Genomic DNA, 12,383 nt, shown 5'->3' on the forward strand with positions numbered 1-12,383 from the left:
ACGCACGAGCCGCTAAGCTCGCGCGCCAGGAGGCCGAAATAGGTCGTGTCGAGCCTCCTGGCGCGCTTGCCCTCCGGCGGACGCCACAATATCAATTCGCACCCCTCTGGGAGTCCCCCTTGGATCGCCGCCAACTTCTCGCCTCCGCCAGCGCCCTGGGCGCGCTCGCCACCCTGCCCATCCCGACGGCCGTCCGCGCACAAGGCAAACGCCTGGTGCTGGGTCAGTCGGTGCCGCTGACGGGCGCCGCCGCCCAGCTGGGCATCCAGATGCAGGCCGGTGCGAAGCTGTTCTTCGACGCCCAGAACGCCGCCGGCGGCATCAACGGCACGACCATCGAGCTGCGCACGCTGGACGACGGCTATGAGCCCGACCGCTGCAAGGCCAACACCGAGAAGCTGATCGCCGACGACGTGTTCGCGCTGTTCGGCTACGTCGGCACGCCGACCTCGCTGGCCGCGCTGCCGCTGGTCAACCAGGCCAAGATCCCCTTCGTCGCCCCCTTCACCGGCGCCGAGGCGCTGCGCGACCCGTTCAGCCCGTGGGTCTACCACGTGCGGGCCTCGTACTACGACGAGACCGCGCTGATCGTGAAGCAGCTGACCCATCTGGGCCTGATGCGCATCTCGGTCTTCCATCAGAACGACGCCTACGGCAAGGCCGGCCTGGACGGCGTGCTGCGCGCGATGAAGCCGCTGGCGCTGCAGCCGCAGGCCACCTCCACCGTCGAGCGCAACAGCGTCGAGGTGACCAAGGCCGTCAAGGACCTGATCCAGAACGGCGCGCCGCCCGAGGCCATCGTCATGATCAGCGCCTACAAGAGCTGCGCCGCCTTCATCCGCGCCGCCCGCAAGGCCGGCTACGGCGGCGTGTTCTACAACGTGTCCTTCGTCGGCACGCAGTCGCTGCTGGACGAGCTCGGCAAGGACGCGATGGGCGTGGTCGTCAGCCAGGTCATGCCCTATCCGTTCGGCTCGCAGGTCGGCGTGGTCCACGAGTACCAGCAGGCCGCCACCAAGGCCGGCCAGAAGTTCAACTACACCGCCATCGAGGGCTACATCGGCGCCAAGGTCATCAGCGAAGGCATCCGCCGCATGACCCGCCCGACCCGCGAAGGCCTGGTCGCGGCGCTCGACACCCTGGCGAACTACAACGTCGGCGGCTTCAACGTGAACTTCAAGCCCAACAAGCATGTCGGCTCGAGCTTCGTCGAGATGACGATGCTGACCAACGACGGGCGCGTCAAGCGCTGACCTGCCCTCCCCGGGCAGACCCGGACGCCGGATCGCACGCCGCTGGCGGCGACGATCCGGACCCGCGGGTACACTGGTCCGACCACAGCGGCGCCGCCCTGAGCGGCGCCGCGGCCTTTCTGGCCCGCGGCAAGCCCGACGCGCTGTCGCGACGACATCGGAGTGCCCGCCCATGAAGCTGATCGAACCCATCCTGGCCGACGCCCCGGCCATCGCCAAGCTGCGACGTGATCTGCACGCGCATCCCGAACTCTGCTTCCACGAGGAACGCACCGCCGACGTGGTCGCGCAGGCGCTGACCGACTGGGGCATCGAGATCCACCGCGGCCTGGGCAAGACCGGCGTGGTCGGCATCATCAAGGGCCGCGACGGCGGCGCCAGCGGCCGCACGCTGGGCCTGCGCGCCGACATCGACGCGCTCCCCATCACCGAGCACAACACCTTCGCCCACGCCAGCAGGCACCCCGGCAAGATGCACGCGTGCGGCCACGACGGCCACACCGCGATGCTGCTGGCCGGCGCAAAGCACCTGGCGGCGCAGCGCGACTTCGACGGCACCGTCTACGTCGTGTTCCAGCCGGCCGAGGAAGGCGGCGGCGGCGCCCGCGAGATGATCAAGGACGGGCTGTTCACGAAGTTCCCGATGGAAGCCATGTTCGGCATCCACAACTGGCCGGGCATGGCCGCCGGCCAGTTCGCGTTGAAGAGCGGCCCGGTCTTCGCCTCGAGCAACGAGTTCAAGGTCACCATCAAGGGCAAGGGCGCGCACGGCGCGATGCCGCACCTGGGGACCGATCCCGTGGTCGTGGCCGCGCAGCTGGTGCAGGCCTACCAGACCATCATCACCCGCAACAAGCGGCCGATCGACGCGGGCGTGATCTCGGTGACGATGATCCACGCCGGCGAGGCCACCAACGTCATCCCCGAGAGCTGCGAACTGCAGGGCACCGTCCGCACCTTCACGCTGGAGACGCTGGACCTGATCGAGCGCCGCATGAAGCAGATCACCGAGGCCACGGGGGACGCCTTCGAGGTCCAGTGCGAGTTCTCGTTCCACCGCAACTATCCGCCGACGATCAACCACGCCGCCGAGACCGAGTTCGTCCGCGGCGTGCTGACCGAGATGCTGGGCGCGTCCAACGTGCAGGCCTTCGAGCCCACCATGGGCGCCGAGGACTTCAGCTACTACCTCCAGGAAGTGCCGGGCTGCTACTTCCTGATCGGCAACGGCGACGGCAGCCACCGCGAAGGCGGTCATGGCCTGGGGCCCTGCATGCTGCACAACCCGAGCTACGACTTCAACGACGAGCTGATCCCGCTGGGCGGCTCGATGTGGGTCCGGCTGGTGGACGCCTGGTTCAAGCAGGCCCGATGACGGGTTCCGACCGATGACCGACGACCAGGAAAAGACCGTCCTCGACGACACCCACCGCTGGCTGCAGCGGGCGGTGATCGGCTTGAACCTGTGCCCCTTCGCCAAGAGCGTGGAGGTCAACCAGCGGCTGCGCACCGTGGTCAGCGCGGCCCGCACGCCCGAGGACCTGCTCAAGGAACTGGCCCACGAGCTGCTCGCGCTCAATCGCGCCGATCCGGACGAGACCGAGACCACCTTGCTGGTCCACCCCTGGGTGCTGAACGAGTTCCTGGACTTCAACGACTTCCTCGGCGCCGCCGATGCGCTGGTCGAGGACCTGGACCTGGACGGCGTGCTCCAGGTCGCAAGCTTCCACCCGGACTACCAGTTCGACGGCACCGACGCGGACGACGTCGACAACCTCAGCAACCGCTCGCCCTACCCCACGCTGCACCTGCTGCGCGAGGAGAGCATCGAGCGCGCCGTCGAGACCATGCCCGACACCGACGCGATCTACGAGACCAACATCGACACGCTGCGCCGGATCGGCCGCAAGGGCTGGGAGGCGCTGGACGTCGAGGCGAAGCTGCCGTTGGCCCAGCGCATCACGCGCGAGGATTGAGCCCGCCGAGAGGCCGCTGGCCCTCACCCCTCCCCTCTCCCGCAAGCGGGAGAGGGAGCAAGAAGGGCTCGGGCGAGGGCTGCGGTCGTGGCAGACCTGATGTCCTGATTTGACCGCGACTGGTCCGCCGGCGGCGCGACGGATCGACCCGTCGCCGGCACGATGACTCCCATCAACCACCCGATGGAGTCCTCGATGACCACCGCCTCGAACACCGCCGCCCACGCCACCCCCACGACCGCCGTCCTGCTGATCGACGTGCAGGAGTCGTTCCGCCACCGCCCGTACTGGGACGAGACCACCTGGCCCGCGTATCTCGAACGCACCAACGCCCTGCTCGACGGCGCGGCGGCTCGCGGCCTGCCGATCATCCGCATCCTCCACAGCGACGGCCCCGAGACGGCGGACAACCCCTTCTCGCTGGTCAGCGGCCACGTCCGCCCGCTGGACGGGCTGGCCCAGGTGCCCATCGCCGCCGAGTTCCTCAAGCGCCGCCACAGCGCGCTGGTCGGCACGGGGCTGTCGGTGTGGCTGACCGAGCATGGCATCCGCCGGCTGATCGTCGCGGGCATCCGCACCGAGCAGTGCTGCGAGACCACCACCCGCCACGCCAGCGACGAGGGCTGGACCGTCGACTACGTGACCGAGGCGACGCACACCTTCCCGATCCCGCACGCCAGCGGTGCCGTGGTCGGCGTCGCCGACCTCAAGCTGCGCACCGAGGTCGCCCTGCAGGGCCGCTTCGCCGAGATCGTGAGCGTCGAGCAGGCGTTGGCTCGCGCGGTCTGAGCGCATACTGCGGCGATGTCCTTTTTAGATTCCGTTTCGGCGCCTGATCCGGCTTCCGGCGCCACTCGGGACGCCGCCCTCGTCGACGTCTGGATCCTGGTCGAGCGCCACACGCTGCTGCTCGACCTGGCCGGCGCCGCCGAGGCGCTGCGGCTCGCCAACCAGGCCCTGCGCCGTCGCGGCGAGCCGGAGGCGTTCCGGCTGCGGTACTGCGCCGCGAGCGAATCGGCGTCCACGTCGGTCGGCCTGACGCTCGCCGCGCTGGAACCGCTGCCGGCGCTCGGCGAACGGGATTGGCTGATCCTGAGCGGCCGGCGACATCCGCATCCGGACGATCCGCCGCCCGACACCACCGACCGGGAAGACGCCTTGCGCATCGAGCGCTGGCTGCATCGCGAAGGCAGCGCATTGCTGGCGGGCGGACAGGGCCGGCTGCTGAGCATCTGCGCCGGTGCGCTGCTGGCGGCGCGGGCCGGGCTGCTGGACGGCCGCCGCTGCACGACCCACCACGAGGCGTTGGACGCGCTGCGCGACGCCGCGCCCCGTGCCGACGTGCAGGCGAACCGGGTGTTCGTGCTCGATGGTCCGCTGGCCAGCAGCGCGGGCATCACGGCCGGCATCGATCTGGTGCTGGCACTGATCGCCGAGCACTGCGGCGAGGCGATCGCCGCGTCGGTGGCGCAGGTGATGGTCGTCTACCTGCGCCGCGGCGCGCAAGATCCGGAGCTGTCGCCGATGCTCGCGCACCGGCACCATCTGCATCCGGCGCTGCACCGCGTGCAGGACGCCGTCTGCGGCGATCCGCGCGCCGACTGGAGCCTCGCCCGCATGGCGGAGGTGGCGCACGTCACGCCCCGGCACCTCACCCGGCTGTTCGCGCAGCACGGCGGCACGACGCCGCTCGATTACCTGCGCGCGATCCGGCTGGAACTGGCCCGGCGCGAACTCCAGCGCGGGGTACGACCGGCGCAGGCGGCGCTCGCGGCCGGCTTCAGCTCGGACCAGCAACTCCGTCGCACCCGCCGCCGGATGGACGCTCCGGCTTAGCATCACTTCCTCGGGGCCGGATCCTGGTGAACCCTTGCTGGCCCGTCTTTTGCCCTGCGCCGGGCTAGCACAATTCACATAAATCCAAGTCAAGCGGGATTCGTGCACTTCTGGTAACTTGCGCGCCCACAGTGAACGAGGAGCGGCATTTGAACGATTGGTTGAAGCGACTGGAGGCCCTGGATCCGGCCCGTCTGGCGGGCATGCGCCGCGGCGTGGAGAAGGAAAGCCTGCGCGCGCAACCGAGCGGCGCCTCCCTGGCACTGACGCCGCACCCGACGGCGCTCGGCTCCGCGTTGACGCACGAGACCGTCACCACCGACTTCAGCGAATCGCAGCTCGAGCTGATCACCGGGGTGCACGCGTCCGCCGAGGACTGCGAACGCCAGCTGACCGAAATCCACCAGGCCGTCTACCGCTGTCTCGGGAACGAACTGATGTGGGCGTCGAGCATGCCCTGCCAGCTCCCGGCCGACGAGACCATCCCCATCGGCCGCTACGGCGCCTCCAACATCGGGCGTGCCAAGAGCGTCTACCGCATGGGACTGGGGCACCGCTACGGGCGGCGCATGCAGACCATCTCCGGCATCCACTACAACTGGTCGATGCCGGGCCTGGACAACGCGGACCACTTCGCGCTGATCCGCAACTTCCGCCGCCACTCCTTCCTGCTGCTGACGCTGTTCGGCGCGTCGCCGGCCCTGTGCGCGAGCTTCGTCGCCGGCCGCGAGCACGGCCTGCAGCCGCTGGTCGACGGCACGCTGCACATGCCCTACGGCACCTCGCTGCGCATGGGTCGCCTCGGCTACCAGAGCGACGCGCAGGCCTCGCTGGCGGTGAGCTACAACAGCATCGACGGTTATGCCGCCTCGCTGCAGGACGCGCTGACGCGCCCGTATGCGGCCTACGAGAAGGTCGGCGTCGTCAATCCGGGCGGCGAGTACAACCAGCTGTCGACGACGCTGCTGCAGATCGAGAACGAGTTCTACGGCACGATCCGCCCCAAGCGCACGATCCGCTCGGGCGAGCGCCCGCTGCACGCGCTGCGCGAGCGCGGCGTCGAATACATCGAGGTCCGCTGCATGGACCTGGACCCATTCGAGCCGGTCGGCATCGCCGCGAGCACGATGCGTTTCCTGGACCTCTTCCTGCTGCACTGCTGGCTGACGGACAGCCCGAACGACACGCCGGAGGAACTCGGCGCGCTGGCACGCAACCAGCACCGCACCGCCTCGGCCGGCCGTGAACCCGGCCTGAAGCTGGAGCGCCGCGGCGGCGAGGTGTCGCTGCGCGACTGGGGCCGCGAACTCCTGGGCGAGTTCGCGCCGATCGCGGCCAAGGTGGACGCGACCCTGGGCGGCTCGCTGTACCGCGAGGCGCTCGCGCAGGCGCTCGAGCGCTGGGACGATCCCGATCAACTGCCGTCGGCCCGCGTGCTGGCGGCGATGCGCGCGAAGTACGAGTCCTCACACCTGGCCTTCGTCGCCGCGCAGTCGGAGGCGTCGCGCCGCCAGATGCTGGAGGCGCCGCTGCCCGACGGCCTGATGGCGCGCTTCGACCAGTCGGCGCGCGCCTCGCTGGAGGCGCAGGCCGCGATCGAAGCGGCGGACACCGTCGACTTCGAGACCTTCCGTCAGCAGTATCTCGATCCCGCGCAGTTGCGCGGTTGAGCCACACGCCGCGGGGCGTTCCTGAATTCAGATCGACAGGCGAACTGATCGACGCGTCTGTCAACTGACATCGCTTTCCCCCATCGGGAGAGCGCATGCCTCCGGTCAAATTCCCTGGCGCATCAGGCTCCGGCTTCCCTTCCAACGACAGCGATATCCAGCAGCCCGAACAGACTCCGGGCGAACCGCCGTTCGAGCGACGGTTACTGGAGACACTGGGCCACGAGCATCGCGAGATCCTCGGACAGTTCTTCAGGGCGGACTTCCTGCGGCAAGTATTCGACGACTGCGAGCACACGCTTGAACAGGACCGGGATGCGGCGCTGCGCCGGCTTCGCCAGACCGGCGTGGCGCCAGCGCAGGCCCAGGTGCTGCTGGACAAGATGACCGCGGTGCTGCAAGACGCGCGGCTCACCATCAACATGCCGCTCGAGCGGCTGCTCGAGTTCATGGCGCCCGGCTCCGGTGGCGAGTACCTCAACTGCTTCGCTCGCTCAGGCCAGATACAAAAGCGCCCCGACTACGTTCCGCAACGCGCGAAGCTCGAGGAGCAGGCCCTGGGCATGCACGAGACGCTGGCCAAAAGCGCCTACCGCGACTTTGGACAATACCGCTCCGCCAACGGCGGGGACGGCGGCAATCCTTCGTTCCAGTGGACCAGCCGCCCACTCTATTGCGCGGTGGATTTCCTGAAGTCACCGCGCGGAGGGGCTCAGGCTTACGGGAAGTCCTACCTCGTTCTGGCCGAGCACATGAAGCACGTCAGCACGTTTTCGTCGGTCGATTCATTCGCTCGCGACCTGTCGCCATCGAGGAGCAGAATGGTGAAGCCGGAGCGTGTCTGCACCTGGCACCATTTTCCCCGCCTGATCGTCCACGCCCAGAACAACGAGGTCGGCTACAACTGCCTGACCACATTGAAAGACGCCGCCGCCGGTATCGTCGGCAAGGTGCCGGCCCGCTACGGCAAAGGCAAGAAACACGGCTACATCGAGGCGCAGATCCATGGCCGGCTGAAGCTGGACCGCGATGTGAAGGAGATCCACATCTGTCGGTCGGAGCTTGAGCAGTTGCAGCCCGAGTCACGGCGGGACGCCTTGCTCAAGGCGATGGAGAAGCGGAACCGCCAGTTGGGCCGGCGCTTCTTCATCGTGGACTGAAGTTCCCGCGAAAGGCGACGGGTCCGGTGCTCAGCCCGGCAGCGACGAGCTGCGCAGCTCGTCGTGGCGCTTCTGCAATTCCTGACGCAGCTTCTTGCGCTCCAGCGCCGCGTCCCAGCGGCGCTGCTCGTCCGGGGTCGTCGGCGTGCGCGTGGGCACCGGCACGGGGCGCCCGTCCTCGCCGACCGCCACCATCGTGAAGAAGCAGCTGTTGGCGTGGCGCACGACCTGGTCGCGGATGTTCTCGGTGACGACCTTGATGCCGATCTCCATCGACGAGGTGCCGGCGTAGTTCACCGTCGCCAGGAAGCTGACCAGCTCGCCGACATGGATCGGCTGGCGGAACATCACCTGGTCCACCGACAGCGTCACCGTGTAGCGGCCCGCATAGCGGCTGGCGCAGGCGTACGCGACCTGGTCGAGCAGCTTCAGGATGGTGCCGCCGTGCACGTTGCCGGAGAAGTTGGCCATGTCCGGCGTCATCAGCACCGTCATCGTGAGTTGATGGGAAGGCAGGTCCATGGCGCGGGATCCGGCATCGGATCAGGGAGTGAGGGAGTGGCCGCCATGGTGCCAGACTCCTGGGGCCCCGAGGTTCCCTCTTATGGCGCTTGCCGCTGACACGCGCGTCGGTTAGGGTGGATGCCAGGAGGTTCCATGGTCCAGGTCCAGCAGCCCAGCATCGTCGACACGCGCGGTGCCCAGATGTTCCCCGCGCTCGGCGTCGCCGACATCGCGCGCGTCGCGCGTTTCGGCCGGTTCCGGCGTTATTCCCAAGGCGAGTGGGTCGTGCGCGCCGGCGACACCGGCATGGGCATGATCCTGATCCTCAGCGGCGAGATCACCGTGTCGCAGCGCGACAGCCTCGGCCACGTGACGCCGATCCACCGGCACGGGCCCGGCGGTTTCCTCGGCGAGGTCGGCCAGCTCAGCGGCCGGCCCTCCTTCATCGATGCGATCGCAGAGACCGAGGTCGAGGCCGTCGACGTCAGCCCGCCGCAACTGCGCGCGCTGCTGATCGGCGAGGCCGATCTGGGCGAGCGCCTGACCCGCGCCTTCATCCTGCGCCGCGTCGGGCTGATCGAGGCCGGCGCCAGCGGCGCGACGCTGATCGGCCGGGGCAAGTCCGCGCCGGTGATGCGGCTGCGCAGCTTCCTGGGCCGCAACGGCTACCCGCACCAGCAGCTGGAGCCCGACCAGAACGAGGACGCCAAGGCCCTTGCCGACCAGTACATGACCGAGGGCGTGCAGATGCTGGTCATCTGCCCCGGCGGCGAGGTCCTGGTCGATCCGACGGACGATGAAGTCGCGCGCTGCATGGGCATCGTCGACATGCGCGAGCGGACCGAGCTATACGACGTCGCCATCATCGGCGCCGGCCCGGCGGGCCTCTCGTCGGCCGTGTACGCGGCGTCCGAGGGGCTGTCGGTGCTGGTGCTGGACTGCCGCTCGTTCGGCGGCCAGGCGGGCGCGAGTTCGCGGATCGAGAACTACCTCGGCTTCCCGACCGGCATCTCCGGCCAGGCGCTGGCGGGCCGGGCCTTCGTCCAGGCCCAGAAGTTCGGCGCGGACATGCTGATCCCCGCCAAGGTCACCCAGATGAGCTGCGAGCGGCAAGGCATGGAGGACGAACTCCACCTGTCGCTCGAGGACGGCCGCAAGGTGCGCGCCCGCACCGCGGTGATCGCCACCGGCGCGCGCTACCGGCGGCCCAATATCGAGGAGTTGACCCGCTTCGAGGGCCGCGGCGTCTGGTACTGGGCCTCGCCGATCGAGGCCCGCATCTGCAGCCGGCAGACGGTGGTCATCGTCGGCGGCGGGAACTCGGCGGGACAGGCGGCGGTGTTCCTCGCCAACCACGCGGCGAAGGTCATCATGCTGATCCGCGGTCCGGGGCTGGCAGCGACGATGTCGCGCTACCTGATCGACCGCATCCAGGGCACGGCCAACATCGAACTGCTGCCGCACCAGGAGCTCTGCCAGCTCGAAGGCGGGGACGCGCTGGAAGCCGTGAGCTGGCGCGACCGCCGCAACGGCCAGGAACGCAGACTGGCGCTGCAGCACCTCTTCATGTTCATCGGCGCCGAGCCGGAGACCGGCCTGATCGCCGAATGCGGCCTGGAGCTCGACCAGGCCGGCTTCATCATCACCGGCCGCGCCTGCGCCTGCCCGCTGTCCGAGTACAAGCCGGAGCCGCTGGAATCCAGCATCCCCGGCGTGTTCGCGGTCGGCGACGTGCGTTCGGGTTCGGTGAAGCGCGTCGGCGGCGCGATCGGCGAAGGCGCACAGGTCGTCGCCAGCATCCACCAGTACCTGGCCCGCCAGGACGCGGCGCGCGCCGAGCGCCTCAGCCCTGCCGCCGTGGCCCGCGTGACGGCCTGAGGCAGGCGGGCCCCCCGCCGATTCCCGCTGACGCCCCCTTTCCGGAGCGGCGCTTCGCCATAGAATGCGAATAATTGTTATTTGCAAACTAGGCGCCGTCCGATGCTGTCTCCCGAATCCCGCCGTCTCTGGGCCTGGCCGATCGCGCTGGGCCTGCTGAGCACCTCCGGCCTGCTCACCGCGCTGGTGTCGGACGACTGGGGCGACGCCTGGTCCTGGGTCGGTCTGGGCGTGCCGGTGGCGGTCATCGCCTGGTACGCGTGGCGGCCGCAGCGCTCCCAACGCAAGGCCTGAGGACACGACGATGCTGAGCTCGCGCGCCATCCGCGTCTGGACCTGGCTTCACAAGTGGACGAGCCTGGTCTGCACGGTGTTCATGCTGCTGCTGTGCCTGACCGGCCTGCCGCTGATCTTCCATCACGAGATCGGTCACCTGCTCGGCGACGAGATCGAGGCGCCCGAACTGCCCGCCGCGATGGACAAGCAGCGCGTGTCGCTGGACGTGATGGCCAAGGCGGCCAACGCGGTCCATCCGACGATGGTGATCCAGTACGCCGGCGAGAACGAGGACGACCCGCGCCTGTGGTGGTTCACGCTGGCCCCGACGCCGGCGCCGACCGATCAGTTCAAGTCGGTCGCCGTCGATGCCCGCACGGGCCTGGCGGTGCGCGAGTACCGCATCGGCGAAGGTTTCATGGACCTGATGTTCCGGCTGCACGTCGACCTGTTCGCGGGTCTGCCGGGCAAGCTCTTCCTCGGCCTGATGGGCCTGCTGCTGCTGATCGCGCTGGTCAGCGGCGTGGTGCTCTACGCGCCGTTCATGCGCAAGCTCGACTTCGGCGCCGTGCGCAAGGACCGCTCGACACGCGTGAAGTGGCTGGACCTGCACAACCTGGTCGGCATCGTGACGCTGGTGTGGTGCTTCGTCGTCGGCGCGACCGGGATGATCAACACCTGGGCGGAGCTGCTGGTGCAGTACTGGCAGTACGACAAGGTCACCGCGCTGCTGGCGCCGTACAAGGACCAGCCGCTGCTCATCGCTGCCGAGCGCGCGCCGCTGCAGGGGTCGATGGACACGGCGATGCAGGTCGGCGCCCAGCGCAAGGTCTCGTTCATCGCGTTCCCCGGCACCGCCTTCTCGAGCCCGCACCACAACACCTTCTTCCTGAAGGGCACGACGCCGTTGACGTCGAAGCTGCTGCAGCCGCTGCTGATCGACGCGAAGACCTCGCAGCTCACGGCGGCACCGGAGCTGCCGTGGTACCTGACGGCGCTGCTGGTGTCGCAGCCGCTGCACTTCGGCGACTACGGCGGCATGCCGATGAAGATCCTGTGGGCGCTGCTGGACGTGGCGACCATCGTCGTGCTCGGCAGCGGCCTCTACCTGTGGGTGCGCAAGCCGCAGGGCGCCAGGAAAGACAAGAAGGGCGCGAAGGGCGCGTCGGCCTCGACCGCCGACGACCTGGACGACGCCAAGAATCCCGAAACCGCGGCCGCCTGATCGCCAGTCCGCACGATCACACTCACCGCACATGCCTGACTCGCACAAGCCCGATTCCCCCAAGCACCAGATCGAGAGCCTGCAATCCAGCGGCCTGAAGGCCACCCTGCCGCGCATCAAGGTGCTGCAGATCTTCGAGCAATCGGACCAGCGCCACCTCAGCGCCGAGGACGTCTACCGCGCGCTGCTGCTCGACGGCGCGGACATCGGCCTGGCGACCGTCTACCGGGTGCTGATGCAGTTCGTCGAGGCGGGGCTGCTGGCGCGGCAGCACTTCGAATCGGGCAAGGCGGTGTTCGAGCTCAACTCCGCCCAGCACCATGACCACATGGTGTGCCTGGCCTGCGGCCGGGTGGAGGAGTTCTACGACGCCGGCATCGAGCAGCGTCAGCGCGAGATCGCCGAAGAGCGGGGCTACGAGCTGGTCGAGCATGCGCTCGCGCTGTACGGGCTGTGCTCGAACCCGGAGTGCCGGGCGAAGCGCCACCGTTGAAGGGCCGGCTGAATCCGAGGCGTCTGTCGCAAGGCGCGCACAATCCGGCGCTTCCCTGTTGAATACTGTATGGGCATACAGTATATTTCCATCCATCGCAGCCAACCCGGCT

Annotated in this window: 12 protein-coding genes; 11 read left to right on the top strand and 1 reads right to left on the bottom strand. The window is 68.8% G+C overall.

What is annotated here, in order from left to right; translation table 11 throughout:
• The first annotated feature begins 119 nt into the window (after positions 1-119).
• The 7 genes from AC1VNM_RS17045 (at position 120) to AC1VNM_RS17075 (ending at position 7,895) form a co-directional block, all read left to right on the top strand.
• Positions 120-1,253: an ABC transporter substrate-binding protein gene (locus AC1VNM_RS17045; RefSeq protein ID WP_377160580.1), complete on the top strand. Its 1,134-nt coding sequence runs from the start codon at positions 120-122 to the stop codon at positions 1,251-1,253.
• Between the two features lie 172 nt (positions 1,254-1,425).
• Entirely contained in the window at positions 1,426-2,628 is a 1,203-nt protein-coding gene (locus tag AC1VNM_RS17050; RefSeq protein WP_483107694.1) for a M20 aminoacylase family protein, read from the top strand.
• Positions 2,629-2,641: 13 nt separating this feature from the next.
• Positions 2,642-3,229 (top strand): DUF1415 domain-containing protein, encoded by a 588-nt coding sequence (locus AC1VNM_RS17055; RefSeq protein ID WP_483107695.1) that lies wholly within the window; start codon positions 2,642-2,644, stop codon positions 3,227-3,229.
• A gap of 195 nt (positions 3,230-3,424) precedes the next feature.
• Positions 3,425-4,018: a cysteine hydrolase family protein gene (locus tag AC1VNM_RS17060; RefSeq protein ID WP_483107696.1), complete on the top strand. Its 594-nt coding sequence runs from the start codon at positions 3,425-3,427 to the stop codon at positions 4,016-4,018.
• 15 nt (positions 4,019-4,033) lie between these two features.
• Positions 4,034-5,065, top strand: a complete 1,032-nt coding sequence (locus tag AC1VNM_RS17065) for a GlxA family transcriptional regulator (RefSeq protein WP_483107697.1) — start codon at positions 4,034-4,036, stop codon at positions 5,063-5,065.
• 203 nt (positions 5,066-5,268) lie between these two features.
• Positions 5,269-6,735 carry a glutamate--cysteine ligase gene (gene gshA, locus AC1VNM_RS17070; RefSeq protein ID WP_483109289.1) on the top strand — a complete coding sequence of 489 codons (1,467 nt, stop codon included), beginning with the start codon at positions 5,269-5,271 and terminating at the stop codon, positions 6,733-6,735.
• A gap of 95 nt (positions 6,736-6,830) precedes the next feature.
• On the top strand, positions 6,831-7,895 hold the full coding sequence (locus AC1VNM_RS17075) for a DUF3626 domain-containing protein (protein ID WP_483107698.1): 1,065 nt from the start codon (positions 6,831-6,833) through the stop codon (positions 7,893-7,895).
• A gap of 30 nt (positions 7,896-7,925) precedes the next feature.
• Here AC1VNM_RS17075 and AC1VNM_RS17080 read toward each other — a convergent pair whose 3' ends face one another.
• Positions 7,926-8,417 (bottom strand): acyl-CoA thioesterase, encoded by a 492-nt coding sequence (locus tag AC1VNM_RS17080; RefSeq protein ID WP_377160568.1) that lies wholly within the window; start codon positions 8,415-8,417, stop codon positions 7,926-7,928.
• 135 nt (positions 8,418-8,552) lie between these two features.
• On the opposite strand from AC1VNM_RS17080, the gene AC1VNM_RS17085 reads away from it, so the two are divergent.
• The 4 genes from AC1VNM_RS17085 (at position 8,553) to fur (ending at position 12,271) form a co-directional block, all read left to right on the top strand.
• Entirely contained in the window at positions 8,553-10,277 is a 1,725-nt protein-coding gene (locus AC1VNM_RS17085) for an FAD-dependent oxidoreductase (RefSeq protein ID WP_483107699.1), read from the top strand.
• A 102-nt stretch (positions 10,278-10,379) separates the two neighbouring features.
• The gene (locus tag AC1VNM_RS17090; protein WP_377160564.1) at positions 10,380-10,571 is read left to right on the top strand and encodes a hypothetical protein; all 192 of its coding nucleotides are present in this window, start codon (positions 10,380-10,382) and stop codon (positions 10,569-10,571) included.
• A gap of 13 nt (positions 10,572-10,584) precedes the next feature.
• Positions 10,585-11,778 (top strand): PepSY-associated TM helix domain-containing protein, encoded by a 1,194-nt coding sequence (locus AC1VNM_RS17095; protein WP_483109290.1) that lies wholly within the window; start codon positions 10,585-10,587, stop codon positions 11,776-11,778.
• A gap of 31 nt (positions 11,779-11,809) precedes the next feature.
• Entirely contained in the window at positions 11,810-12,271 is a 462-nt protein-coding gene (gene fur, locus AC1VNM_RS17100; RefSeq protein ID WP_377160562.1) for a ferric iron uptake transcriptional regulator, read from the top strand.
• Positions 12,272-12,383: the final 112 nt, after the last annotated feature.

The sequence above is a fragment of the Mitsuaria sp. MSU3D genome, assembly GCF_056867975.1.

Excerpts from the sequence above, each read along its gene's own strand:
- AC1VNM_RS17075 (WP_483107698.1), top strand. The coding sequence starts at position 6,831 with ATGCCTCCGGTCAAATTCCCTGGCGCATCAGGCTCCGGCTTCCCTTCC.
- gshA (WP_483109289.1), top strand. The coding sequence starts at position 5,269 with ATGCGCCGCGGCGTGGAGAAGGAAAGCCTGCGCGCGCAACCGAGCGGC.
- AC1VNM_RS17050 (WP_483107694.1), top strand. The coding sequence starts at position 1,426 with ATGAAGCTGATCGAACCCATCCTGGCCGACGCCCCGGCCATCGCCAAG.
- AC1VNM_RS17065 (WP_483107697.1), top strand. The coding sequence starts at position 4,034 with ATGTCCTTTTTAGATTCCGTTTCGGCGCCTGATCCGGCTTCCGGCGCC.
- AC1VNM_RS17090 (WP_377160564.1), top strand. The coding sequence starts at position 10,380 with ATGCTGTCTCCCGAATCCCGCCGTCTCTGGGCCTGGCCGATCGCGCTG.
- AC1VNM_RS17060 (WP_483107696.1), top strand. The coding sequence starts at position 3,425 with ATGACCACCGCCTCGAACACCGCCGCCCACGCCACCCCCACGACCGCC.
- AC1VNM_RS17080 (WP_377160568.1), bottom strand. The coding sequence starts at position 8,417 with ATGGACCTGCCTTCCCATCAACTCACGATGACGGTGCTGATGACGCCG.
- fur (WP_377160562.1), top strand. The coding sequence starts at position 11,810 with ATGCCTGACTCGCACAAGCCCGATTCCCCCAAGCACCAGATCGAGAGC.
- AC1VNM_RS17085 (WP_483107699.1), top strand. The coding sequence starts at position 8,553 with ATGGTCCAGGTCCAGCAGCCCAGCATCGTCGACACGCGCGGTGCCCAG.
- AC1VNM_RS17055 (WP_483107695.1), top strand. The coding sequence starts at position 2,642 with ATGACCGACGACCAGGAAAAGACCGTCCTCGACGACACCCACCGCTGG.